Annotated in this window: 27 protein-coding genes; 14 read left to right on the top strand and 13 right to left on the bottom strand. The window is 64.1% G+C overall.

All coding sequences use genetic code 11. From position 1 onward, the window contains the following. Nucleotides 1–19 precede the first annotated feature (19 nt). From OA2633_RS04955 to pseC, 3 genes are all read left to right on the top strand, one after another. Entirely contained in the window at nucleotides 20–403 is a 384-nt protein-coding gene (locus OA2633_RS04955; RefSeq protein WP_009801392.1) for a flagellar protein FlaG, read from the top strand. Nucleotides 404–606: 203 nt separating this feature from the next. Then, nucleotides 607–1440, top strand: coding sequence for a flagellin (locus tag OA2633_RS04950; protein WP_009801391.1), 834 nt, complete (start codon nucleotides 607–609; stop codon nucleotides 1438–1440). A 123-nt stretch (nucleotides 1441–1563) separates the two neighbouring features. After that, the gene (pseC, locus tag OA2633_RS04945; RefSeq protein WP_009801390.1) at nucleotides 1564–2739 is read left to right on the top strand and encodes a UDP-4-amino-4,6-dideoxy-N-acetyl-beta-L-altrosamine transaminase; all 1176 of its coding nucleotides are present in this window, start codon (nucleotides 1564–1566) and stop codon (nucleotides 2737–2739) included. On the opposite strand, the gene OA2633_RS04940 is transcribed toward pseC, so the two are convergent. Both OA2633_RS04940 and pseB read right to left on the bottom strand, forming a co-directional pair. Then, nucleotides 2736–3365, bottom strand: a complete 630-nt coding sequence (locus OA2633_RS04940; protein WP_009801389.1) for a pseudaminic acid biosynthesis-associated methylase — start codon at nucleotides 3363–3365, stop codon at nucleotides 2736–2738. The genes pseC and OA2633_RS04940 overlap by 4 nt on opposite strands. Before the next feature lie 3 nt (nucleotides 3366–3368). Continuing rightward, nucleotides 3369–4460, bottom strand: coding sequence for a UDP-N-acetylglucosamine 4,6-dehydratase (inverting) (gene pseB, locus OA2633_RS04935; RefSeq protein ID WP_009801388.1), 1092 nt, complete (start codon nucleotides 4458–4460; stop codon nucleotides 3369–3371). 131 nt (nucleotides 4461–4591) lie between these two features. Between pseB and OA2633_RS04930 the strand changes: the two genes are divergently transcribed. Both OA2633_RS04930 and OA2633_RS04925 read left to right on the top strand, forming a co-directional pair. Further along, nucleotides 4592–5380, top strand: coding sequence for a glycosyltransferase family protein (locus OA2633_RS04930; protein ID WP_009801387.1), 789 nt, complete (start codon nucleotides 4592–4594; stop codon nucleotides 5378–5380). A gap of 112 nt (nucleotides 5381–5492) precedes the next feature. After that, a complete protein-coding gene (locus OA2633_RS04925) occupies nucleotides 5493–8261 on the top strand; it encodes a hypothetical protein (RefSeq protein WP_009801386.1) in 2769 nt (922 codons plus the stop codon). A 72-nt stretch (nucleotides 8262–8333) separates the two neighbouring features. Here the strand turns inward: OA2633_RS04925 and OA2633_RS04920 are convergent, their stop codons facing one another. From OA2633_RS04920 to OA2633_RS04910, 3 genes are read right to left on the bottom strand one after another with little or no spacing between them, the layout of a single operon-like run. Then, nucleotides 8334–8771, bottom strand: coding sequence for a hypothetical protein (locus OA2633_RS04920; protein WP_009801385.1), 438 nt, complete (start codon nucleotides 8769–8771; stop codon nucleotides 8334–8336). Beyond that, entirely contained in the window at nucleotides 8768–9094 is a 327-nt protein-coding gene (locus tag OA2633_RS04915) for a rod-binding protein (RefSeq protein ID WP_009801384.1), read from the bottom strand. Before OA2633_RS04915 ends, OA2633_RS04920 begins: the two co-directional genes overlap by 4 nt. Further along, complete coding sequence (locus tag OA2633_RS04910) at nucleotides 9094–10197, bottom strand: flagellar basal body P-ring protein FlgI (protein ID WP_009801383.1); 1104 nt, start codon at nucleotides 10195–10197, stop codon at nucleotides 9094–9096. Before OA2633_RS04910 ends, OA2633_RS04915 begins: the two co-directional genes overlap by 1 nt. Nucleotides 10198–10428: 231 nt before the next feature. On the opposite strand from OA2633_RS04910, the gene OA2633_RS04905 reads away from it, so the two are divergent. Together OA2633_RS04905 and dksA are read left to right on the top strand one after the other, a co-directional pair. After that, nucleotides 10429–10848, top strand: coding sequence for a flagellar assembly protein FliX (locus OA2633_RS04905; RefSeq protein ID WP_009801382.1), 420 nt, complete (start codon nucleotides 10429–10431; stop codon nucleotides 10846–10848). Between the two features lie 162 nt (nucleotides 10849–11010). Then, nucleotides 11011–11433 (top strand): RNA polymerase-binding protein DksA, encoded by a 423-nt coding sequence (gene dksA, locus OA2633_RS04900; protein ID WP_009801381.1) that lies wholly within the window; start codon nucleotides 11011–11013, stop codon nucleotides 11431–11433. Nucleotides 11434–11438: 5 nt separating this feature from the next. Here dksA and OA2633_RS04895 read toward each other — a convergent pair whose 3' ends face one another. The 6 genes from OA2633_RS04895 to flgF all read right to left on the bottom strand — a co-directional run bounded on the left by OA2633_RS04895 (nucleotide 11439) and on the right by flgF (nucleotide 15761). After that, on the bottom strand, nucleotides 11439–11837 hold the full coding sequence (locus tag OA2633_RS04895; protein WP_156776110.1) for a hypothetical protein: 399 nt from the start codon (nucleotides 11835–11837) through the stop codon (nucleotides 11439–11441). Between the two features lie 170 nt (nucleotides 11838–12007). After that, a complete protein-coding gene (locus OA2633_RS04890; protein WP_009801379.1) occupies nucleotides 12008–12439 on the bottom strand; it encodes a hypothetical protein in 432 nt (143 codons plus the stop codon). A gap of 8 nt (nucleotides 12440–12447) precedes the next feature. After that, nucleotides 12448–13248, bottom strand: coding sequence for a flagellar basal body L-ring protein FlgH (gene flgH, locus OA2633_RS04885; protein ID WP_009801378.1), 801 nt, complete (start codon nucleotides 13246–13248; stop codon nucleotides 12448–12450). A 3-nt stretch (nucleotides 13249–13251) separates the two neighbouring features. After that, entirely contained in the window at nucleotides 13252–14199 is a 948-nt protein-coding gene (flgA, locus tag OA2633_RS04880) for a flagellar basal body P-ring formation chaperone FlgA (RefSeq protein ID WP_009801377.1), read from the bottom strand. 14 nt (nucleotides 14200–14213) lie between these two features. After that, nucleotides 14214–14999: a flagellar basal-body rod protein FlgG gene (flgG, locus tag OA2633_RS04875; RefSeq protein ID WP_009801376.1), complete on the bottom strand. Its 786-nt coding sequence runs from the start codon at nucleotides 14997–14999 to the stop codon at nucleotides 14214–14216. Nucleotides 15000–15026: 27 nt separating this feature from the next. Beyond that, nucleotides 15027–15761 carry a flagellar basal-body rod protein FlgF gene (flgF, locus tag OA2633_RS04870; protein ID WP_009801375.1) on the bottom strand — a complete coding sequence of 245 codons (735 nt, stop codon included), beginning with the start codon at nucleotides 15759–15761 and terminating at the stop codon, nucleotides 15027–15029. Nucleotides 15762–16025: 264 nt separating this feature from the next. Between flgF and fliL the strand changes: the two genes are divergently transcribed. The 5 genes from fliL (at nucleotide 16026) to OA2633_RS04845 (ending at nucleotide 22238) form a co-directional block, all read left to right on the top strand. Then, the gene (fliL, locus tag OA2633_RS04865; RefSeq protein ID WP_009801374.1) at nucleotides 16026–16622 is read left to right on the top strand and encodes a flagellar basal body-associated protein FliL; all 597 of its coding nucleotides are present in this window, start codon (nucleotides 16026–16028) and stop codon (nucleotides 16620–16622) included. A gap of 136 nt (nucleotides 16623–16758) precedes the next feature. Next, nucleotides 16759–17793: a flagellar motor switch protein FliM gene (gene fliM / locus OA2633_RS04860; RefSeq protein ID WP_371262344.1), complete on the top strand. Its 1035-nt coding sequence runs from the start codon at nucleotides 16759–16761 to the stop codon at nucleotides 17791–17793. Continuing rightward, complete coding sequence (locus OA2633_RS04855) at nucleotides 17790–18188, top strand: DUF6468 domain-containing protein (protein WP_009801372.1); 399 nt, start codon at nucleotides 17790–17792, stop codon at nucleotides 18186–18188. Before fliM ends, OA2633_RS04855 begins: the two co-directional genes overlap by 4 nt. A 2-nt stretch (nucleotides 18189–18190) precedes the next feature. Beyond that, complete coding sequence (locus OA2633_RS04850) at nucleotides 18191–18919, top strand: MotE family protein (protein ID WP_040612481.1); 729 nt, start codon at nucleotides 18191–18193, stop codon at nucleotides 18917–18919. Beyond that, nucleotides 18903–22238, top strand: a complete 3336-nt coding sequence (locus OA2633_RS04845) for a hypothetical protein (RefSeq protein ID WP_009801370.1) — start codon at nucleotides 18903–18905, stop codon at nucleotides 22236–22238. Before OA2633_RS04850 ends, OA2633_RS04845 begins: the two co-directional genes overlap by 17 nt. Nucleotides 22239–22245: 7 nt before the next feature. Here the strand turns inward: OA2633_RS04845 and fliP are convergent, their stop codons facing one another. Together fliP and OA2633_RS16240 are read right to left on the bottom strand one after the other, a co-directional pair. Further along, a complete protein-coding gene (gene fliP, locus OA2633_RS04840; protein ID WP_009801369.1) occupies nucleotides 22246–23022 on the bottom strand; it encodes a flagellar type III secretion system pore protein FliP in 777 nt (258 codons plus the stop codon). Beyond that, nucleotides 23019–23429 carry a flagellar biosynthetic protein FliO gene (locus OA2633_RS16240; RefSeq protein WP_050752850.1) on the bottom strand — a complete coding sequence of 137 codons (411 nt, stop codon included), beginning with the start codon at nucleotides 23427–23429 and terminating at the stop codon, nucleotides 23019–23021. The genes fliP and OA2633_RS16240 overlap by 4 nt, the downstream gene beginning before the upstream one ends. Nucleotides 23430–23545: 116 nt before the next feature. On the opposite strand from OA2633_RS16240, the gene OA2633_RS04830 reads away from it, so the two are divergent. Both OA2633_RS04830 and flgC read left to right on the top strand, forming a co-directional pair. Then, complete coding sequence (locus tag OA2633_RS04830; protein ID WP_009801367.1) at nucleotides 23546–23962, top strand: flagellar basal body protein; 417 nt, start codon at nucleotides 23546–23548, stop codon at nucleotides 23960–23962. Nucleotides 23963–23992: 30 nt separating this feature from the next. Next, entirely contained in the window at nucleotides 23993–24409 is a 417-nt protein-coding gene (gene flgC / locus OA2633_RS04825; RefSeq protein ID WP_009801366.1) for a flagellar basal body rod protein FlgC, read from the top strand. The last annotated feature ends 15 nt before the right edge of the window (nucleotides 24410–24424 follow it).

Below are 24424 nucleotides of genomic sequence, written 5' to 3'. Positions count from 1 at the left end.
AAGCGTCGACGAGAAGAACATGAATATCGGCAACATCTTACCGGTTACCAACGCCCAGGGCGTCGCCCCTGAACCTGATCCGTCAGAGAAGGCTGTCGCCTCGCTGTCGAAACGGGGCCAGATCGGCGGAGAAGAGACCGACAAGTCGGTCGCCGAGCAGGGCTCGGCCGTGGTTCAGAAATCCGCAGACCTCGAACGCATCGAGTCGCTGCGCGATCGTGTGAATGCGAGCCTTCGGACCCGTTTGCAGATCGATCGCGAAGAAGAGAGCGGTAAATTCATCTACCGCCTGTTCGATCCGGAGACCGGCGAGGTCATGCGGCGCTGGCCGCCAGAGAAGTATCTCGACCTGATCGCCTTCCTGAAGGACCAGCAGGGCGGCGTGGTGGATGAGCGGGTCTGACCTGTCGGCAGATTTGAACCGGCGCATCGGCAAAAATTAACCATGCAGGTCGTCGGCTGCGGATCGCGGCTCGACGAGATTTTGATTCAAAGCATTGTTTTAATTGCGACTTGAGCGCTCTGGCCGAATTGGCCCATGGATTGCTCCTAACTGTGATGAGCGGCCGTCGAATGCGGCGCAGAATTGCAATCGGGAGAAGACCAATGGCGCTCAGCGTCCACACCAACACCTCGGCGATGATCGCCCTGCAGAACCTCAACAAGACCAATGAGGACATCCAGGGCGTTCAGAACAAGATCAACACCGGCCTGCGCGTTGCGGGCGCGAAGGACAATTCCTCGGTGTACGCTGTGGCGCAGGGCATGCGCTCGGATATCGGCGCACTGGGCTCTGTGAAGTCCTCGCTCGACCGGGCGGTCTCGATCGGCGACGTGGCCATCGCGGCCGGGGAGTCCATCTCAGACCTTCTCATCCAGATGCGGGAGAAGGCGACCGCGGCGCTGGACCCTTCAATCGACACCTTCTCCCGTCAGGCCTATGACAGCGACTTCAAGGAGCTGCTGGATCAGGTGCAGGTCATCCTGACCAACGCCGAATTCGACGGCGCGAACCTGCTCAATGGCTCCCTGACGAACGGCATTGCCTTCCTTGCCGATGCGGACGCGACGCGGTCCGTGACGCTTGAAGGCCAGAACCTGTCCATTTCCGGCGCGATCATCACCCTGGCCAATAACGCCAGCCTCGGGACCGTCACGCTGGCGGGCAATGTGGTCAGCGCCATCCAGACCAGCCTCGACAATGTGAACCAGGCGCTGGCCAATCTGGGCTCAGACCTCAAGAAGATGGAAGCCCACCGCACCTTTGTGGGCAAGCTGACTGACAGTCTGACCGAAGGCGTGGGCAATCTGGTGGACGCCGATCTCGCCAAGGAATCCGCACGCTTGCAGGCCCTTCAGGTCAAGCAGCAGCTGGGCGTTCAGGCGCTGTCGATCGCCAACTCCGAGCCTCAGATAATCCTCAATCTTTTCGGCGGCTAATCGCCTTTCTGACATCACCACCACGGCGAGCCGTCCGACTTCTCCCGATGTCGGGCGGTTTGTTGTTTTCAGGGCGGGGCGGACTCAGCACACTCTGATGCGAAGCCTCAGGGAGCGGATGGAATGAGCGACGGCTTTCTGCCTTACGGACGCCAGTGGATTGACGACGCGGATATCGAAGCCGTCACGACCTGCCTCAAGTCGGACTATCTGACGACGGGACCTGCCGTCTCCGCTTTCGAGCGCGCGTTCGCGACTGTCGTTCAGGCGCCCCACGCCGTGAGCTGTCACTCGGCCACGGCTGGTTTGCACCTGGCTTATGACGCGCTGGGGCTGGGGCCGGGCCAGTGCGCCATCGTGCCCGCGATCACCTTTGTCGCCACCGCCAACGCCGCACGGTATTGCGGTGCGGATGTCATCGTGTGCGACGTGGATCCCGATAACGGACTGATGACGCCGGACACGCTGTCTGAGGCGCTGAAGCAACTGGAGGGCCGTCCGGGCCTGGTCGCGCCGGTCCATCTGGCCGGCGTGCCTTGTGACATGCCCGCACTCGCAGCGCTGGCGCGGGCGCACGGCCTGTCGGTTGTCGAGGACGCCTCCCACGCGGTCGGCAGTCTGGATGAGGCCGGCTCGCCCACTGGCGCCTGCCCGCATTCGGACGCTGCCGTGTTCTCCTTCCACCCGGTCAAGACGCTGGCGTGCGGGGAGGGGGGCATGGTGACGACACGGGATGCGGCGCTGGCCGAACGCATGGCGCTGGCGCGCTCTCACGGCATTGTGCGCGAGGCTGACCGGTTCGAACGGTCCGCACGCGCGGACGAGCCCTGGTGGTACGAGATGCAGGCGCTGGGCTGGAACTACCGCATGCCCGACATCAATGCGGCGCTCGGACTGTCCCAGCTCAACAAGCTGGAGCTGTTCGCGTCCCGCCGACGCCAGCTGGCGCGCGCCTATGACGATTTGCTGGAGGGGCAGGGGGCGCACCTAGCGCCGTCTGCCGGGCGCGCTGGCGTTGATCCCTGCCGGCATCTCTACAATATCCGGATCGATTTTCAGGCCCTCGGCAAGCCGCGCGCCCAGGTGATGACCGAGCTGCGCGAGCAGGGTATCGGGACCCAGGTTCACTACATCCCTGTGCACCAGCACCCCTATTATGTGCGGCTGAACGGGGAGCGGACATTGCCGGGAGCCGAGCATCATTACGCGCGCACGCTGTCTTTGCCGCTCTATCCGATGATGGCGGACGAAGACCCGGAGCGGGTGGTTTCAGCGCTGAAGGTCGTTCTGGGGCTTTAGGCGGGACGCTTTTCCATCAGCGCCCAGGTGGGGTTGTCCAGACCGCTGGTGCGTTTCCAGGCAAAGCCGTCAGCCACCACTTCAAGGTCCTTGAACCGGTCCAGGAAGAAGCCTGCAAAGTCGCGCTTCCACAAATGGTCGGTCATGCCGCGATAGACGAGCTCGACGGGATCCGGATTGAAATATTCCGACACCAGGATGAAACGCCTGGAGACGCGATACATCTCGTCGGCGACCTGACCGAGATTGTCGGGATGGACATGGATAAGCACGCCATTGGTGAAGACCAGATCCATGCTCGCGTCGTCAAAGGGCAGATCCTCGCCGCGGCCAGCGCGGATATGGCTCTCGGGCAGCACGCCATCCTTGATCACGGTTTCGCGGGCGCTGTCATTGGGCTCGATCGCGAACAGCTCGGCGTCGCACAGGCGCTGCAGGGCGCGTTGATTGAGCCCCAGATTGCAACCGACTTCGCAAATGGTCTGCGGTTCACGCGTGCCAAAGGCGTCCAGCCAGCGCGACCACAGACGCGTGCGCGCCCGGATGCGGAATTCCTCCGGGCTGCAGCGCTGGGTGTATTCGTCGCCGAATTCGCCCGACCAGGTGTTCACGGGATCATGGGACATGGATCAGGCCTTCAGGGCGAGTTTTTCGTTGAGGATGCTTTGCAGCGCCCGCGCATCGAGGCGCTCGGGGTTGGAATCGGACTGGTATTCAAAACCTTCGGGCACCGGCACGGCGCCGTCAGCGAACCATTCCGCCCGCAGGCGTTCTGAATTGTGCGGCAGGATCACATAGCGATCCTCCAGCTCCACCGTGGCGCGGGAATCGTCCGCCGGCACCATGACCTCGTGCAGCTTCTCGCCGGGGCGGATGCCAACCATCTTGTGCGGCAGGTTCGGCGCGATGGAGCGAGCCAGATCCACCGTGCTCATGGACGGGATCTTGGGCACGAAGACCTCGCCGCCCTTGGCCATTTCCAGCGCGGACAGCACGAAGTTCACGCCCTGCTCGAGCGTGATCCAGAAGCGCGTCATGCGCGGATCGGTGATGGGCAGATGGTCTGCGCCTTCGGCCACCAGCTTCTTGAAGAAGGGCACGACCGACCCGCGTGAGCCGACCACATTGCCATAGCGCACGACCGAGAAGGTCGGGCCGTCTTCCCCGCCCATATGCTGGGCCGCGGTGAAGATCTTGTCAGACGCCAGCTTGGACGCGCCATACAGATTGATCGGGCTCGCCGCCTTGTCGGTGGACAGGGCGCACACATGCTTCACGCCGCGCTTGATCGCCGCGCGGACGACATTCTCGGCGCCGAACACATTGGTGCGCATGCATTCAAACGGATTGTACTCGGCGATCGGCACGTGTTTCAGCGCAGCCGCGTGAACCACGACATCCACGCCGCGCATGGCCATGTCGAGCCGGCCCTCATCGCGCACATCGCCGATGAAATAGCGCATGAAGCGGTGCTCTTCGGGATTGAAGCGCTGGGCCATCTCGTACTGCTTGAGCTCGTCGCGCGAGAACACGATCAGCTTTTTTGGCTTGTACTCGTTGATGACGGTCTGGACGAAATGATGCCCGAAAGAACCCGTGCCCCCCGTGATGAGGATGGTCTTGCCATTCAGGTCGATGCGGGGGCTGCGAAAGTCGCGCCCGAGAAACAGGCGATCCACGTCATCAGACGCGCGTTTCGGGCTATTCGGCGGCTGGCTCATCGAGACGACTTTCCATCATTCATGGATCAAGTATTCAGGCCACGATCAGTGGTGTCGGTTAACGGCCCGTTAGGCGGGTAAAACTGATACTGGGATTCGAAGGAAGCGACAGCTTTCCAGCCTCGGGGGACATGATGGGCGCGACAGTGATCGTACAGGCGGGGGGCGGCCTTAACGCATTGCCCGACCGCGAGCTTGTCTTCCTGGGCGACCGCTCTGCACTGGCCTGCACGCTGGAGCGCGCTCGCCGCATTCCCGGCGTAGACCTTGTCGTCTGTGCGGCGCCGGATGATCGGGACCATGATCTTGTCGCTGAAGAGGCCGCAGATTGCGCCGTCATGGTCGTGCGCGGCCCTGCGGCTGACCCTCTGGGACTGATGGCTCAGGCGGCGCGGGAGGCGGAAGCGCAAACCGTGGTGCGCATCACCAGCCAGTGCCCGCTGATCGATCCGGTGATCGCTGGAGGCGTTCTGGCGCTTCTGACTGACGCCAGCGCGGATTACGCCTCCAACACCATGCCGGCGCGTTTTCCCCATGGACTTGATTGTGAAGCGTTTTCAGCGATTCTCCTGGCGGAAGCCGATCGCAAGGCCGATACGCTGGCCGAACGCCGCTCGGTGACCGGCTGGATCCGCCGCCATCACGGATTGACCCGCGCCAACCTGACCGGGCCGGGCGGCGGGCTGGAGCATTTGCGCTGGATGCTTGAGACGCCGGAGGACGCCGCCTTCCTGCAGGCGCTGTTCGCCGAGCTGGGAGGCAAGGCCCTGATGGCGAGCGCAGCGGAAATCGCGGCGCTCTGCCTGCGGCGCCCCGATCTGAGCGAGCTCAATGCCGACCGGGTGGATTATGCGCGCCTGGTGTCCTCTGAGCGCGCCAGCGTTGAAACCCGCCCCATGCGGTTTCCCTTCGCCGCATAAAGGCTTGCCGGGGCGTTTACTCTAAATCCTAACGATTTGTTTGCTCGTCGGGGCGTAATCTGCCTTTCGATGCAAAAGGTGCGTCGTTCGTTCGGGATTCAGGCTGTAGACGATGGTCATTTCGTCCAACCTTCTCAGCGCCTGGTATGGCGCGCAGAGTGCAGTGGCGCTGTCGCGGACGACAGCGTTCTCCTCCTCTGCGTCCAATGCCCAGAACGCCAGCCAGTCCCGGTCGAGCGAGGTGTTGCCGCCCTGGGATGCCCGCGGCGAGATCGAGGCGCTGGATGTGCTCAAGCGCAGCGCCCTCGCAAACGGCGTCTTCTTTGACAAGAAGCTGGGTGATTTCGCCAAGCTCGATGTCGGCGAGGACGAAAAACAGCTCTTCGCCATGTATCAGGGCCTGCGTCGTTTGCAGGCGCTCGGGGCGGAAGCGACCGAGAAGACGACCACCGACACGCGCCGTGATTTCCTGAACCGCCGGTTCCAGGAAGGGCTTGAGCAGCTCAACAGTTTCTTTGGCGAACTCGATCTTGAAGGCGTGACTGTCCTCAAGGGTGAGGAATTGTCCAAGGCGGAGAGCACGCTCGCCATTTCCCGCGGCGTTTCCGAATACACGACCGGTATTGTCCACTCGGGCGCATTTGATGCGGAAGTGGACAATTTCCAGGGCGATGTCTCCTTCACCATCAATGTGAAGAAGTCCGGCGTCAGCACCCCTGTCGCCATTGATCTGGCGAATATGGGCGCGACCCCGCGCACGCTCGACAATGTCGCCGATTACATCAATACCGAGCTTGAAGCCGCCGGCATGCTGAGCCGGATCGAGCGGGTAAAGATTGGTGAGAAGGACGAGAACGGAATCATTCCCGGCAATGATTTCGGCTTCAAGATCAAGGGTATTCTGACGGAGACCCTGAGTTTTGAGCCCGCCAGCGGCAATCCGGCGGTCTATATGGTCGGGGTGTCCGGCGACCGCGAGGGCGCGGGCGGACAGCTGACCAAGTATGTCGATATCGCCAATGGCGGCGAGGCGGCGTTCATGCGTCGCATCGAGGCCGAAGGCAGCGTCACGACGAAAGATGTGGCGGTGCCGGGCGGCGAAGAGGGCGAAACCGAGACCCGCACCAAGACCGAATCCAATCCCTTGCGCATCCTTGATTCCGTGCAGGGCGCAGATGGCGGCCTGTATGTGGTGGGCTATGCCTCCAATGGCGTGGCCGGTCAGACGATCAAGGGCGAACAGGATCTGATCCTGATGCGCTATGACACGACCGGCAAGCAGGTCTGGGCCCGGACGCTGGGCGCTGCGGGCAGCGCGGAAGGCGCGTCCATTGCACTGGACGCCAATGGCAATGTCGTCGTCGCCGGGTCCATCGAGGGCGAGCTGGGCGACACGACCCAGCTGGGCGGTTCGGACTCGCTGGTGTCCAAATTCTCCGCCGATGGCGTCGAGCAATGGACCAAGCGTTTTGGCGGCAATCAGGATGACAGCGCGACGGCGGTCAGCGTCGGCGCAGACGGGACCATCTATGTCGCGGGTCAGACCGACGCCCCCCTGGGCGGCGTGGTCAATGCGGGCAAGTCCGACGGCTATCTGCGCGCCATCGATGGCGACGGCAATGTCATCTATACGCGTGCGGCAGGCGCCAGCGCGGGGGAAGACAGCGCCCAGTCCATCGCCCAGGCGGCCGATGGCGGCCTTATCATCGCCAGCGAGGTTGAAGGCCGCGCGGTCCTGACAAAGTATGCCGCTGGCGATGACGGAACGGGCGCTGCGGTGTGGTCCATGGACCTGGGCGATCTGGATGGCGGTCGCATTGGCGAAGTCACCGTGGGCGATGATGGCGCGATCTATCTGGCGGGCGCCGCGGGCGCGGGCTTTGCGCCTTCGGCTCCCCTGACGGCCAATGCCGGCGGACGCGACGCCTTCCTGATGAAGATTTCCGACGGCCCGAGCGCCAGCGTGGATTTCACCACCTTCCTGGGCTCGGCCGAAGACAATTCCGCCAGCTCTGTCACGGTCAGCAATGGCGTCGCCTATGTGTCGGGCAAGACCTCAGGCGCATTGCCTGGGCAGACCCAGACCGGGGACCGGAACGCTTTTGTGGCCGGGTTCGACACCACCAGCGGCGCGGTGACCTTCACCCAGCAGCTGTCAGGTCGCGGCGGTCTGGCCGAGGCGAATGCGGTTGTGGTGGATCCCACCGGCGATAACGCGCTCGACAAGCTGGGCTTCCCGACGGGCGAAGTGCGCTATGCCGACAGTCGCGTGATCACGGCGCGCTCCAGCGTGCGCGAAGGCGACCATTTCTATATTTCCGTGGATGGCGGCCGGAAGAAGAAGATCACCATTGATGCGGATGAGACCATGCGGTCTCTGACCTTCAAGCTGAATGCGGTTCTGGTGCTCGACGGCACGTCTGACGTGCGCCGTTCGGCCAATGGCGACATGCTGCGCATCAAGCCGCGTGAGGGCGTGAAGATCGAACTCTTCGCAGGCGATCAGGGCCGTGACGCGCTGTCCGGCCTTGGCCTGCCTGAGGGGTCGATCATTGGCAAGGGCTCGCTTCTGGACAAGGATGAGAGCACGTCTGACGCCCCCGAAATCTTCGCCATGGAGCTGCCGACCTCGATGTCCATCTCCAGCAAGGACGCCGCGACCAAGGCGCTCGAGGCCCTCACCAAGGCGCAATCGGTCATCCAGCGCGCCTATCGCGACCTGACGACGGACCCGGCCCTGAAAGCGCTTCTGGACGGGCCGCAAGCGGGCAAGCGCGGCGGAGCCGTGCCCTCCTATCTGACGGCGCAGGTCCAGAACTATCAGGCGGGTCTGGACCGTCTGCTGGGCGGCGGCGGCGGATCCACGCTCGGCCTGTTCTGATCCGAAGACGTCTGCAGACATGAAAAAGCCCCGGAGCCAGGCTCCGGGGCTTTTGTCTGTCCGGTCTCTGGGTCAGACAGTCTGGTTGTAGGCGAGGGCCGAAACGCCAGCGCTCTTTGCGCCCGGGCCGTACCCGGCGGCTGTTTGCTGCTGGCGCGCAGCTTCATCCGCGATGGCCTTCACCAGGCCTTCGGTCAGCGTTTTGAGCGCTTCCACCGCATCGCCATTGCGGGCGAGAGCGGCTTCAAAAGTCTGGGTGGAGGCTTTCAGGCGCGCCTTCAGCTCGGGGGCAAGGCCGGACAGCCGCGAACGGTCCTTGCTCGCAAGCTTGGTCTCGGTGCGATAGAGCGTGGCGAGCTTGGTCTTCTCGGCCTGAAACTCCACCGCCTTGTGGGGCATGTGGGCTTCAAACAGTTCGGTTTCCTGCTCGAGCAGTTCGGTCAGGCGTCCCGTCAGCTGGATCAGCGCCTGGGCGCGTTCGGTCGGGTTGGCGGCCGCGAGTTCGGTCATTCTGCGCCTCCTTCTTGCAGGGCCAGCATTTCACGCATGACGGAGTCAGCCAGGCCGATGCCGCCAGCCTTGGCCATCACCTTGGCGTATTCTTCATTGAGCATGGATTTGAAGGCGCTCTCGCCGGGGCCGCCGCCAAAAGTGGACTCTGTCGTCTCGCCCAACATGTGCTCCATCATCTGCGCGAGGAAGACCGCTTCGAAGTCCTCGGCGGTCTTGCGCATCTGTTCGGGCGATTGCGCACCGTTCGGGCGGGAAGTGGACGCCGTGCCGCGCGCGGCGAGCATGGCGTTCTGCATCTGGGCGTCGAGAAGTCCGTCCATTACAGCACCTCGATTTCAGCTTGCAGCGCGCCCGCCGCCTTGATGCTTTGCAGGATGGTGATCATGTCGCGCGGGCTGACCCCGAGCGCATTCAGACCATCCACAAGCTCGCGCAGGCTGACCGTGCCGTTGAGCACGCCGAACTCGCGCAGCTCTTCCTCGGCGGTGACATTGGTGCGGGGCACCTCGATCGTCTGACCGCCATCGGCGAAGGGCAGGGCCTGACTGACCTCCGGGCTTTCCGTCACCGTGATGGTCAGACCGCCCTGGGCAATGGCCACTGTGGAGACGCGGACATCCTCGCCCATCACGATGGTGCCGGTGGATTCATCGATGACGACGCGGGCGCGCATGTCGGTCTCGACGCGCAGCTGCTCGACTTCGGCGAGGAGGGCGACCATGTCGCCGTCAAAATAGAGCGGGCGGGTCAGCGCGACTGTGGAAGGGTTCTGCGCCGCCGCGGCGTCCGCGCCCAGATAGGCGTTGATGGTCTGCGCCATGCGACGCGCCGTAGTGAAATCAGGATTGCGCAGGGCCAGGCGGATCTGCGCCTGGCCGGCCAGATCCCATTCGAGCTCGCGTTCGATCACGCCGCCATTGGCGATGCGGCCATTGGTGGGCACGCCGCGGGTGATGGAGGCGCCGTCACCCTCTGCAGAGAAGCCGCCGACAGCAAGGGACCCCTGGGCGACCGCATAGACATCGCCATTGGCCGCCATCAGCGGGGTGGCGATCAGCACGCCGCCCTGCAGGCTGTCCGCATCGCCCAGGGCGGAGACCGTGACGTCCACGCGAGAGCCCTGCATGGCGAAAGGCGGCAGCTCTGCGGTGACGATCACCGCCGCCACATTGCCCGTGCGCAGGTCGGCTTCACGCACATTGATGTTGAAACGCTCCAGCATGGAGTTCAGCGCCTGACGGGTGAACACCGCATTGCGCAGCGTATCGCCGGAGCCGTCGAGGCCCACCACCAGGCCGTAACCCACCAGCTGGTTGTCACGAACCCCTTCCACATCCGCGATATCCTTGATTCGCGGATTCGCCTCGGCGACCGGGGCGGCGAGGCAAAAGAGCAGGGCAAGCGTTACGAAAAGCCGGGTCATGCTGGCGGAGTTCTCCGACAAGAAAATTTCTACATCGATCCTGTTGCTAGAAACATGCCAGTTTGGGCGCCCGTAAGTATTTGATCTTTAATGACCAGGAGTGGGAAAACCTTGCCGCCCAGCCTCCAGCTTGTCCGGGGTGGGCAATACCTGCCCATGGCTCGGTTTAAGCAGTCGTTAAGTTTGATTAAGCACACTGTCCGCATGCTTTGAGAGGACTCGAAGGGCATCATGAAGGTCAATTCCTCCCGACCCCTGCAGGGCGCATCCAGCGCGAAGCGGAAGGATTCCGCGTCCAGCGCCAGCGCATTTGCGCCCGAAGGCGCAGCCTCTTCTGGCGGGCCGGTCTCCACGACCGCGCTCAGCAGCGCTTCGGCCATCGGCTCGGTTGACGCCTTGCTCGCGCTTCAGGGCGCAGGCGACGCCCTGTCCGGCAAGCGCCAGGCCACGCAGCGGGCCTTCTCATTGCTGGATATTCTTGATGATCTCAAGCTGGCCTTGCTCGACGGCGTCCTGCCGCGCGAGACCCTGGTCAAGCTGATGGAGACCCTGCAATCGCGCCGCGATGCGACTCATGACCCGCGTCTGGAAGCAGCGCTCGATGAGGTGGAGATCCGTGCAGCGGTCGAGCTGGCCAAGCTAAGCTCCTGATCCCCTTGTGACAAAGGTCAATACGTCTGTCACAGCTTGTTCATGACGCTGCTGAATTAACGTTGCAACCGTATGAGCAGATTGACTTGACCTTGACGGTCGATATTCTCCGCCGCGCTCAGGCCGGCGGGGGCTGCATACGGAGACGGTCTCATGAGTGTTATGGATTCAAGCATTGAGCTGCCGACGGGCTACCGTCCCAGCGAGTCCGAACCCTTCATGAATGAACGCCAGAAAGAATATTTCCGGCGTAAGCTTCTGGCTTGGAAGGAGGAGATCCTCCGCGAAAGCCGTTCGACCCTATCAAACCTTCAGGAAGATATCGGCGCTCTGCCCGATCTTGCGGATCGCGCCTCGACCGAGACCGATCGCGCTCTGGAGCTGCGGGCCCGGGACCGTCAGCGCAAGCTGATCTCGAAGATTGAAGCAGCCCTGCGCCGTATTGAGGAAGACGAGTACGGCTATTGCGAGGAGACGGGTGAGCCGATCTCCCTGGCGCGTCTGGATGCGCGTCCGGTAGCGACGCTGAGCCTTGAAGCCCAGGAACGTCACGAGCGTTCAGAGCGCGTCCATCGCGACGACTAGGGCTGTCAGGCCCGTCTGACCCAGTTTTCCGTCGACACGAGATAGTCCAGCGCATCCTTGGCGTTCGGGAAGGCTTGCGCCTGTATGCCGGAGCTCGAGAGCAGCTTGGACGCCCGCGCCGAGACCACGAAGGTCTGCGGATTGAAGACGTAAGCGATTTTGACGCGTCGCGGAAAATGCTTGATCGCGTAGTCCACGCGCTCGCTGAATTCAGCGAGCGTGTAACTGATCTGGGACTGGCTGTGGTCGAACAGGACGCCCGTCCATTGAGGTTCCGCTTCCAGGCGACGGCAGATATTGACCAGTCCGGGTTCGGTCTCGGCGTTGGTTTCCAGCCCGGTGATATTGTACCGCAATACTCCGATCTCCGGCATTTCTATGCGTTCGAGGCCGTGAGGTGTCATGCTTGGAATTGCCTGTCTGATGACTGGGACGCTATGGAATTCTAACGCATACGTCCTTGATAAAGCCTTACAGTGAATGGGATTAGCGAGGATCGACCAGGGCTTGCACAAAAAAAGCGTGACCAGGGAGGGGCACGCCTTGTGCGGGGGCCTGAGCGCTTCTGGCGGACTCAGGGAAGCAGGTTGGGCTTGGTCGGGCCTTGAGCCTTCACAGTCTCGGACGTGTCATCCGCCTCCCCGGATGCGAAGGCCAGCGCATCTTCAAAGCCGCCAAGCGCCCTGGCGTTCAGGCCGGCTGATTTCATCAGCCGGGTGATGTAGGCGGCATGCATCAGGTTCGTCTCGTCATAGACATAGGCGATGCGCAGGGCGGGCGGCATGCCTGAGCTCAGTATCTCGGCGACCTTGGCGAACTGGCTGACGGTGTGATCAAACCGGCAGCCCTGATAGTTCATGATCAGGCCTTCATACCCATGGGTCCTGACGCGCTCGCACAGTTTGGGCGCGTTGATGAGGCTGTGTTCGGCCTTGTTCAGGCCTTGCATGTGGATGCCCAGCACGCGGCCTTCAGCATATTCGGTCCGTTCAACTGACAGACTCATCAGCGCACCTAGAAAGGCCAGAGGAGATTGTAGAGCTCCTGGCCCACCGGCGGACGCTGCATTTCGGAAATATGTCCCCGGCCGCCATAGGAGATCCGCGCTTCGGCGATCTGCTGATGGTCGATGGTATTGTCCGCGGCAATGTCCTGGGGACGCACGATGCCGGAGATCAGGAGTTCGCGCACCTCGTTGTTGATGCGCACTTCCTGGCGGCCATGGATGACCAGATTGCCGTTCCACAGGACGTCGACCACGATGGCCGCGGCGGTCAGCGTGATGCTCTCGGAGCGGTTGATATTGCCTGCGCCCTGGGTGGAGGAGGCCGAACCGAAGCTGGCGAGGCTCGCCGGGTCGACCGCGTCATTGAAGAACTGGTCGAGCGCTGCTTCTCCGCCGAAGAAACTCGTCAGGTTCGAATCCTCGGATGTGGTGCGCGAACGGGTCGTCTGGTTGGAGACCTGGGCGCTGTCCGAGATGTCGATGTTCACCGTCAGGATGTCGCCCACATGCGCGGCGCGCGGATCCCCGAAGAAGGTGGTGGAATTGGCGGCGCGCCAGAGCGAATTGGGATTGTTGCTCTGGGCGCGGGCTTCCGCAATAGCGCGGGCGCGCGCGAGGCGTGCGGCTTCCGCCTGACCCGCGGTCGGGCCATTGGCCCCTGCTTGTCCTGTCAGCGCCGCCGCATTGTCGATATCGTGCATCGGCGGTGTCTGGCCCACATAGGAGAGCCGGTCGGTTGTGGCGCAGGCGGTCAGTGAAAACGCGCCCAGAATGACGGCGCCGCCGAGAAGAATGCGTTTGAAGGTCATGGCTCAGGACTCCACGGATGACGCGCCGGACCGGCCGCCGAGAACGCTCGCGCGGCCCGGGCCTTCGACCCAGGCTTCGACCGTGCGGTTCGATTGAAGGTTCACGAAACGGATGAACTGGCCTTCGCCGCCATTCTCCAGGGCGCGCGCCTGCGCGCTCAGGGTCAGCGGGCCGACCTGATAGACCAGCGAGACCAGCTCGCCGCGCTCCACCACGACGGGAGGCTCCACATCGTAGCTGCGCACCGGACGATCAGCCGTCAGCGCGCGTCGCGCCGTCATGCCCACAAGGCCAGTTTCCGCCAGGATGATTTCACCACGGACCTGATTCTCAGGCAGGCGAACCCAGTCCACATCGGCGGCGGTGATGGTGTCGCCGCGGGCGATCGTCCGGTTCAGCACCGGCACATCGGCCACACGCTGCGCCCGGCCTGAAACCGTCAGCGGATCACCGCCGGGATAGGGCGCGATCTGGGCGCGGAACAGGTTGGTGCCGGCGTCATGGTCAAAGCTGACCAGTTCCGGTCCGCCAAGCGTGTCCACGGGCGCAAACAGATCCTGCCTCAGACTGGACAGGTTGACCGCATGCACATGCCCGGTCTCCACAAAGAGGGCTTCCTCGATCATCGCGGTGATTTCCGAAACGCTGACCGTCCTGGCCTCTCGTTCCACGGTGACGCGCAGCACGCCGCCCGCATTCGCCCATTGCAGCCCCTGACGGGCGGCGACATCGCGCACGAAATTGGGGTCCAGAGAAATCGACCGGCCCGGCGCCGGGGCGCGGGCGAGCAGCACGTCGCCGGCGACGCCGGCATTGTCGAAAAGGTCGGACAGGGTGATGACGCCGTCGGCGCTGACCAGGCGCTCCTTGAGCACCACGGGCGTTGCGACCTCCTGCGCCTGCGCGGCGCCCGCCGAGAGCGCCAGAATAAGGGTGAGTGTGCGGAGCATGACCTATCGCGTCCTCAGCGCAGGTTGGAGGAGGTGGCGAGCATCTCGTCCGCCGCCGTGATCACGCGGGCATTCATCTCATAGGCGCGTTGCGCCTGGATGAGAGAGGTGATCTCGGTCACCGCATCCACGTTGGAGACTTCCACAAAGCGCTGGCGCAAGGAGCCAAACCCCGGATCGGTCGGGGCGCCAAGATTGGGCGCGCCCGAGGCCGCGCTTTCCAGAAGCAGGTTGTCGCCAATCTGCTCCAGGCCCGCCTCGTTGGGGAAGGTGGCGAGCTCGAACTGGCCCACGACCTGAGGCTGGGGCTGGCCGTCCAGAAGGACCTGGACCTGCCCCTGATTGTTGATCACCACCTGCCGCGCCTCAGCGGGAATGACGATGCCGGGCATGACCGCATAGCCGTCTGCGGTGACGATTTCGCCATTGGGGCTGAGGGAGAAATTGCCGGCGCGGGTATAGGCGTCATTGCCGTCCGGCAGCTGAACCCGGAAATACCCCTGGCCGGAAATCGCAACGTCATAGGGGTTGTTGGTTTCGCTCATCCCGCCCTGTTCGGTAATGCGGTAGACCGAACCGGCGTTCACCCCGAGGCCGACCTGAACGCCCGTGGGCACGATGGTGCCGGCGTTCGAGGAGTTGGCGCCCGGTTGGGAGATCGTCTGGTAGAGCAGATCCTCGAACTCGGCGCGCTGCCGTTTGAACGCGATCGTGTTCATGTTGGCCAGGTTGTGGGAAATCACCTCGACGGCCAGTGACTGGGCTTCCATCCCGGTGGCGGCGGTAGACAGTGCGCGCATGTGAGCGCCCTCCTTCAGAACAGAAAATTATGGCCGGCCGAGGCGATCGATCGCCTTGCGGCTAAGCTCGTCGGTGTCTTTGATCATGCGGCTGACCGAAGCGTAGGCCCGGCTCACTTCCATCATGGACGTGATTTCGAGCATCGGTCGCACATTGGAGCTTTCCAGAAAGCCCTGCTTGACCTGCGGAAGGTCCTCGATCACGCGTTCGGCGTCTTCAGGGGCGACATAGCGATTGTCGCCGGTCTTGTTCAGAACGCCCTGATCGGCGAAGCGGACGACGCCTACCTGGGCGATCTGCTGGCCGTTCTGGGTGACGATCCCGGTTTCGCCGATTGAAATCTGACCGGCCGCCGGATCCAGAATGATCGGCGCGCCGCCTGCATCCAGAACGCGGGCGCCATCGCCTGCGACGAGTTCGCCCTGCGGGCTCAGCGTGAAGGCGCCGTCGCGGGTGAAGCGTTCGCCCGCATCCGTTTCCAGCATGAAGAAGCCGTCGCCCTGCAGCGCCAGGTCAAGCGGGCGGCTGGTATGGGTGAGGGCGCCCTGGCTGAAATCGCGGCCCATCGCCCATTCATCTACGAACCGGGCGCGGTTGGGGCCATCCTGGTGACGGGCGCGCATGGAGGTGTCGGGCTCGAGCATCATGCGCTCGGCCTTGAAGCCCTGGGTGTTGGCGTTGGCGATATTGTTGGCGACCACATCCATCTGCCGACGCAGGGTCAGCTGGCGGGTCAGTCCGATCAGCATGGTGTTGTCCATCGCCTGTAGTCCTTCTGAACGCGATTGCTGCGGCTTCTGGCAGCGACACCAGACTCATGGCAAACACCGTGCCATGGTTAACGCATTGAAAAATATACATGTGATTGGGAGATCAGGCGCTTTGGGCGGCGAGCCTTGCCTGTCTGACTGCAGGGCGTGGGAAAAATCTGCCCAGCGAAGCCGTTTCCAAACGGATCGTTAACCGCAGCACTGATTAATCGTTGGCGGAACAGTGCAAATCCGCAAGCCAAGGGAATCAGCTTCATGGCTGAAGACACCGAAGACGAGACCCGCGAAGACGGCGTCGAAGGCGAAGAAGGTGAAGAGGGCGCCAAGAAAGGCGGCCTCAAGAAAATGATCCTTTTCATCGGCTTGCCGGTGATCCTCGTCATCCTGGCCGGGGTGGCGGGCGCGTTGTTCTTCCTGGGCGGCGGCGATGAGGAAGCCGCGGCCGAGGGCGAGCATGGCGAGGCGCATGGCGAGGCCTCCGCTGACGGTCATGGCGATGGCCATGGCGGCGGCGACGGTCATGAGGCCCCGCATCTGGCGGAGCTTTTCCAGTTTGAAGAGCCGCTGATCGTGGACATGTCCGGTCCGGACAATCGTTCGGTTCTACTGGAAGTGCGCATCGCGCTGGCCTTTTCCGATCCGGAAGTGGGCGAGATGCTGCACCGCGAGGACGTCCAGATGCTCCTGCGCGACGAATATGTGGAATTCTTCCGGGCCTTGCGGGTGGAAGACATTGACGGATCGACCGGATCACACCGCATTCGGATGGAGTTGATCCGCCGCACCAATCTGGTGCTGGCCCCGAAAACTGTGGACGGCGTGCTACTGCCCAGTTTCGTGATGCAGCAATAATCGGAGACCGGAATTGAGCGACGAAATCGATCAGGATGCGATGGCGGCTGAATGGGAGGCCGCTGCTGCGGGCGAACAGCCTGACTTCGACTCCTTGGGCGATGACGGCGATGATCTGGCGTCCGAATGGGAGGCCATGGTCGACGGGGACGGCGAGACCTTCCTGCCCCAGCACCAGTCTTCCGGCCCCGAGCGCATCCTCAATCAGGAAGAGATCGACTCCCTTCTGGGCTTCTCGGTTTCTGATGACGACGCCAATGAGCGCTCGGGCATCCGGGCGATCATCAACTCCGCGCTGGTCTCCTATGAGCGCCTGCCGATGCTGGAGATCGTCTTTGACCGCCTTGTGCGGTTGATGACGACCAGCTTGCGAAACTTCACGTCCGACAACGTGGAGGTGAGTCTGGACAACATCTCCTCCATCCGGTTCGGGGATTATCTGAACTCCATTCCGCTGCCGGCCATTCTGGCGGTGTTCCGCGCCAAGCAGCTGGACAATTATGGCCTGCTGACGGTGGACTCCAACCTGATCTACTCGATCGTGGACGTGCTGCTGGGCGGTCGCCGCGGCACCTCGGCCATGCGGGTTGAAGGCCGTCCCTACACCACGATCGAACGCACGCTTGTGCAGCGGATGATCGAGGTGGTGCTGGCCGATGCGCGCCAGGCGTTCGCGCCGCTGACGGAAGTGGATTTCGACCTCGACCGCGTCGAGACCAATCCGCGCTTCGCCGCCATTGCACGCCCGGCGAACGCCGCGATCCTGGTGAAGCTGCGCATCGACATGGAGGACCGGGGCGGGCGCATCGAATTGCTGCTGCCCTACGCCACGCTCGAACCCATCCGGAAAATGCTGCTGCAGCAGTTCATGGGTGAGAAGTTCGGCCGCGACAATATCTGGGAAAGCCACCTCGCGACCGAGCTCTGGTCCACCAAGATGGAAGTCAGCGCGGTGCTCGACGAGATGCAGAAGCCCTTGGGCGAAGTGATGCAGCTCAAGGTCGGGGATACGCTGATGCTGGACGCCGGTCCGGACGGCCTGATCGAGCTGCGCTGCGGCACGGTTCCCCTGGCGCACGGCCATATGGGCCGAATCGGGCACAACATAGGCGTTCGCCTCGACCGTCCGCTCAGCGCGACGGCGAAGAAAAGTTTGATGGGGTTCTCATGACGCTCGCCGGTCTCGCCTTTGAGGCGCTTGTCTGTGTTCTACTCTTGATGGCCGTCATCATGTGCTGGCGCGTGGACCGGCGCCTGCGCGCCCTGCGCAGCGGTCAGGACGGGCTGGTTGGCACGATCACGGGTCTCAATGATGCGGTTGAGCGCGCCCGCGCCACGCTGAGCGCGCTGGATCGCGCCACGCGGGACGGCGGCGAGAGTCTGCGCGAGGAGGTCGATCGGGCGCGCAAGCTGGCTGATGAGCTGCGCTTCCTGTCCGGCGAGGCGGAACTCAGCGCGGAACGGCTGACGCAGCGTCCTCGGCGTGAGGCGCCGCAGCCCCAGGACGATGACCCGGAAGCCACTCGGTCCCGCCGTCGGCTGAATGCGTTGAAGGCGCTGCGCTGATCATGACCGCTGTTCGTCCACTCATGTTGCTGACCGTCGTTCTGGGCGGATTGCTGGGCCTGAAGGCCCTGTCGCTGGCGGATGAGGCGGCGACGCTGATTTCCGAACGCGCCGAAGCGGCGAGCGCGCCGCCGGCCGATGACGGCCATGGCGGCGGCGGGGATGACGCACATGGCGCGGATGAGCCTGCTGAAGAGGTTGATGAAGGCCCGGCGCCGCCTGCTGCGCCGCCGCCCTCGGCCAATCCGGCCTTGCGCGCCGCGCCGACCACGGCCCAGCTGGGCCTTGAGCGTCGTCTGGCGGAGCGTCGCCGGTCTCTGGACCAGCGCGAGGCCGAGCTTGATACCCGTGAGCAGTTGCTGACCGTGGCCGAGCAGCGCGTGGATGACCGGGTGAGCGAACTTGAAGCGCTGCGCGACGAGGTCCGCGGCCTGCTGGGCATGCTGGACGAGCGTCGCCAGGAACAGATCGACGCGATCGTGGCGGTGTATTCCCAGCTCGAACCGCCTGCTGCTGCCGACATCCTCACCTCCATGCGGGAAACCGATCAGACCACCTTGTTGCTGGTCGCCGAGCAGCTTCAGAACACCAATGCGCGGAAATTCGCAGCCATCATGGCGGAGATGCAGCCCAGCTTCGCCGCCGAGCTGACCTACATGCTGCGCATGCGCGCCGAACCGCCAGAAACCACCGCGGAAGCGGAGGCCCGCCTTGATGCGGCGGCGGGATAACCGGCTCCAGCTGCTTGCCGGAGCGGCGCTGGGCGTCGTGATGTCCGCGTCTGCGCTGGCTCAGGCGCCGGCGCGCATCGACGTGTCGCGTCAGGGGCCGACCGCGCGCGTTCAGATAAGTCTGCCCGAAAGCGAGGGCGAAGGCCTGACCGCCAATGCCGAGGTCGCCGCCGGCGCGGTGCTCGTGGCGCGTCTGTCCGAGGCCATTGAGGCGGACACGGCCGAGATCACGAGCGCCTTGCCGGATTATGTCGCCATGGCGCGGCTTGATCCCGATGGCCGGACCCTGCGTCTGGCGCTGAACCGCACGCTGGAAGGCCGGGTCTCGGTGTCACACAACATCATCGCCATCGATATCGCCCCGCCTGGCGCGACCCCCCTGCCGGATGTCGTCAGCCCCTATGAGCTGGCCCAGAGGGAGCGCGAACGGCAGGCGCAGGCGCGCGCCGCCGCGGCTGCGGCCGCCGCTGCGGCTCCGCCGCCGGCCTTGCCGGTCGATCTGCGGGTCGGGGAGGCGACGGAGTACACGAGACTGGTCTTCCAGTGGCCGCAAGAGGTCACCTATTCGCTCGAACAGGGCGATGACCGGGCCGTGCTGACCTTTTCACGCGCCGCCGAGATCAATCTGTCTGAGCTCACGGCGTCTCCGCCGCGTTTCATTGATGCGGTCACTCAAAGGGATGCGGAATCCCTGTCACTGTCCTTCCTGCTGTCTCCGGGCGCAGAGGCGCGGGTCTGGTCTGATGAGCCGGGCCGCGTGGTGTTTGACGTGTCTGTGGGCGCGGCAGGCGGTGCGGAATCCGTTCTTGCCGCCCTGTCGGACTATGCAGACCAGATGGAGGCGCAGTCGACTCAGGCGTCTCAGAGCGAGAGCGAGGACGATCCGTCCATCGCGGAAGACCCTGCAGAGGGACTAGGCGATGAGGGCGCGCCCGTCATCGAGGATCGCGTTGACCCGGTTCCAGCCTCGGGCGTCGTGCCGCTTGAGGCGCGGCGCAACGGAACCGATGTCGTGCTCAGCGTCCCCTGGGAGTCGCTTCCCGGCGCGGCGGTGTTCCGGCGCGGCGCGGCGATCTGGGTGGTCTTTGACGCTGCGGCGGATCTGGACGTGGGCGAATTGTCCGCCCTCGCGGGGCGGCACATCCGCAGCTTTGACGTGCTGAGAGGGCCGGACTACACCGCGATCCGGATCGAGGCGCCGACTTCCACCCAGACCGATGTGCGTCCGGTGGGAACAAGCTGGGTTCTGACCTTTGGCGAAACCGTGGATCAGCCGCCTGCGCCCATCCGCGTGCTGCGCGAAACCGGCGTGAACCGGCCCGCCCGCCTGCGCTTCAATTTCAACGGAGCGCGCAGCGTGCGCGAAGTGACGGATCCGGTCGTCGGCGACACGCTTCTGGTGCTCACCAGTGATGGCGAGAAATACGGGGTCATCTCACCGCGTCAGTATGTGGAAGCCATCATGTTGCCCTCCACCCAGGGCGTGGCGCTGCAACCCCTGGCCGATGATCTGGAATTCACGGTGCGTCCCGGCGGCGCCGATCTGACCCGGCCCGGGGGTCTCGCTCTGACGCGGGCGGCCAGCCCGGGGCTTTCGGGCTCGCTCGACCGTCCGGTCACGCCCGGTTTTCTGGACCTGGCCAGCTATCGCGGCGAGCGCCCGTATCGTGACGGCAAGGTGATGCTGCAGAGACGGGCGTCCAGTCTGGACCCGGAAGCCATTCTCAATCTCGCGCGCTTCCAGCTGGGCTGGCAGCTCTCGGCCGAGGCGCTGGGCCTGGTCGAACTGGCGGTCGAGGAGAACCCCTCGCTGGATGCGACCCCGGAGATCGCCGCCTTGCGGGGCGTGGCGAGCTACATGATGGGGCGCTATGAGGATGCGGAGCGGTATTTCTCCAACCCGGTCCTGGTGAACGACCCGGCCGCCCAGCCCTGGCGGGGGGCGACGGCCGCCCAGCTGGGCGATTGGCCATTGGCGCGCCGCCGCTTCGAGCAGGGGCGGGAAGCCATCTATTTCATGGATCCGGTCTGGCGCGCGCGTCTGACGGCGCTTCACGCCATGTCCGCGCTCAAGACCAATGATCTGGGCGCGGTCGAACCCTTGCTGAACGTGGTCATCGCCGAGGATTACGATCCCGAGGCGCGTGCGGAGGCGGGGCTGGTTGAAGCGGGCCTGGCGGCCGCCTCCGGCAATATCGACCAGGCGATTGCGCTCTACGATGAACTCAGCCGGTCTGACTGGCGCCCTGCGCATGCGCGGGCGCTGCTGGAAAAGGTCCGGCTTGAAGTCGCTGATGAGCGCATCCCGCTCGATGAAGCGGTCGAGATGCTTGAAAGCCTGCGGTTCCGCTGGCGCGGCGATGACGTGGAAGTGGAAGCCTCCACCATGCTGGGCGAGGTGTATGCCGAGGCGGGCCGTTACGCCGAGGCGCTCGACACCATGACCAACGCCCTGTCGCGCTTTTCCAACACGCCCGAGGCGCGCCGTCTGAGCGTGCGTCTGGAAACCCTGTTCCGGGATATCTTCCTGAACGGCGATGGCGATCGGATGGACCCGATGGAGGCGCTGGCGCTCTGGTACGAGCATCAGGACCTGACCCCGCCAGGGCCGGACGGTTTGCGCATGGCGCGCCGGATCGCGGCGCGGCTGGTGGAGGTGGATCTTCTCGAGCCGGCCTCCGAGCTGCTGGCGCACCAGGTGTTCGAGCGCAACATCACCATGACCGCTCTGGCCCGCGCCCAGGTGGCGGCGGATCTGGCGCGGGTCTATCTGATCGACAATCGGGCGGCGGACGCCCTGCGCGCGCTCGACAGCACGCGGATCGCCGGCTTGCCGACCGATCTTGTGGATGAGCGCCGGGTCCTGCAGGCGCGTGCGCTTGCGGCGCTGGGACGAACCGAGCACGCCCTAGAGCTGGTCGCCTATGATCAGGGGCCGGAGGCGGATCGCCTTCGCGCTGACATTGCCTGGGACGGCCGCAACTGGTCCGAGGCCGGGCGTCTGATGGAGACCCTGCTGGGCGATCGCTGGCGCAGCGACCGTCCTCTCGACCCGGCAGAGGCCCATGACGTGCTGCGGGCTTTGATCGCCTACGCCCTGGTCCAGGACGAGGCCGGCATGGACCGGGTCGTCGCGCGCTACGGCCAGGCCATGGGGCAGACCGAGCACGCCGCAGCGTTCAGCACGGTCGCCAATCGCAGCGTGCCGCCGGGCGACAGCCGCCTCAGCGCTCTGGTGGGCCAGATCGCGAATGTGCAGAGGACCGATGCGCTGATGGCGGGCTTTGGCCGCTATGACGAGGCTGGCCCCGAAAGCTAGGCGAGACCTAGCCGGGCGGAGGCATTCGCTCGAAGCTTTGCACCAGCGAGCCGATCACGAGCGACCACCCGTCCACAAGCACGAAGAAGATGAGCTTGAACGGCAACGAGATGATCACGGGCGGCAGCATCATCATCCCCATCGACATCAGAATGCTCGCCACGACGAGGTCAATGATCAGGAAGGGGATGAATAGCAGGAAGCCGATCTCGAAGGCGCGCCGCAATTCAGAGATCATGAAGGCGGGCGCCACCACATGCACCGGGGTGTCCTGCGCCGTCTCGGGCTCTTCTCCGGAAATGTTCAGGAACAGGCCCAGATCCTCCTCCCGGGTATGGGCCAGCATGAAGGTCTTCACCGGTTGCGCCGCGGCGCTGAAGGCTTCCTGATTGCTCAGCTGGCCCGACAGGAGCGGCTCCACGCCATCCTGATAGGCCTGGGTGAACACCGGCGCCATGATGAAGGCGGTCAGGAACAGCGACAGCGAGATCAGCACCGCATTGGGCGGGCTCTGCTGCAGGCCCATCGCGGTCCTGAGCAGGGAGAGTACGACCACGATCCGGATAAAGCTCGTGGTCATGATAAGGATGGAGGGCGCCAGGCTGAGCACGGTCAGCAGCGCGATCATCTGCAGCACGCGCTCGGTCAGGGCGGTGTCATTGCCGCCCAGCGAGATCGACAGGCCCGGCCCGGTGGCGGCGGCGTGCGCGTCCGGCGCGAGCAGAAGCGCCAGAAGGCCGATCAGGACAGCGCTTCCGATCTGCAGCCAGCGCAGGCGGATCATTGCCCGCCTCCCAGCCGTGTCACGGAGGCGATCTGAGTGTCGTCGTCCTCTGCTTCATCATGATCAGGCGCCACGGGTTCGAACACAGGCTCTGCAGGAGCGGGGCCGCGTTCGAGCACCTGTTCGCGCTCCCCGCCCAGCAGCAGCACATGCTCGGTGTCGTCGACCCTGACGATCACCACCTTGCGCCGCGGATCCAGGATCAGCGTCTCGGTGACGGACAGGCGTCGCTTGCGCGCCTGCGGCGACCAGCGATCCAGGGCTGGCAGCGCGCCGGTCCAGCCCGCGCGTCTGGCGAGCACCGCGAATCCGCCTAGAAGTCCCAAGACGAGGATCAGGGCGGCGAAATAGCGAATGATATCAAGCTGGTCCAAAGTCGCTTCGTCCTGTTCGCGAGGTCCGGACACGCAGGCGCGTCTCCTGAGCCTACAAGCCCTAACGGGAGTCGGCGGGGGAGTTAAGCTCTCCTTAACCGGCGCAGCGCAGGGTGATGAATGCAAAGTTAACTCTGGCGGAGGCGCCAATGCGCCCGGATGACATACCGCTCTTGGCCATGCTGCGCGACACGATGGGCTATCATGGCGCCCGTCAGCGCGTGATTGCTGAAAACGTGGCCAACGCCAATACGCCCGGATACACGCCGAACGACATTCCTCGCAGTGAATTCGAGCGGGTGCTCGCCGGACAGCAGGGGCTGGGCGCCGTCGGTCTGCGCACCACGCACGCCCAGCACTATGGCGGTGAGACGGGCGGCGGGTCGGCGCAGTTCCGCACCGAACGCGCGCCGGACAGTGAAACCACCGTCAACGGCAACTCGGTCGTCATCGAGGAGCAGATGGTGGACGCCAACGAGAACCGGATGCGGTTCGAGACGGCGCTGAGCCTCTATCAGAAAAGCCTGAACATGATCCGCATGGCGAGCCGCTCGCCGGGTCAGTGATCCTAAGCAACGCCAGAAAGGCAAACGGCTATGGTTGATCGCGTCTCTGAAACCCTGCAGATCTCTGCGGCCGGCCTGCGCGCGCAATCCTCGCGCATGCGGGTCATCGCCGAGAACGTGGCGAACGCGGAATCCACCGCGCGCACGCCCGAGGAAAACCCCTATCAGCGTCAGATCCCGGTGTTTGAATCCGAGTTCGACCGTCAGGTCGGAACCGAGCTGGTGCGCATGAATGATGTGGCGCTTGATGAGTCCGATTTCCGCATGGTCTACGAGCCGGGCCATCCGGCGGCGGACGGCGAGGGCTATGTGAAATACCCCAATGTCTCCTCGCTCGTGGAGCTGATGGACATGCGCGATGCACAGCGGTCCTACGAGGCGAATCTGACCATGGTGGAGGGCACCCGTCGCATGCTCGAGCGCACGCTCGACCTGCTGCGCCGATAAGTTTCCGGTCATTCG

The sequence above is a fragment of the Oceanicaulis sp. HTCC2633 genome (assembly GCF_000152745.1).
Lineage (GTDB): Bacteria > Pseudomonadota > Alphaproteobacteria > Caulobacterales > Maricaulaceae > Oceanicaulis.
This window is presented reverse-complemented; position numbering and strand designations above follow the sequence as displayed.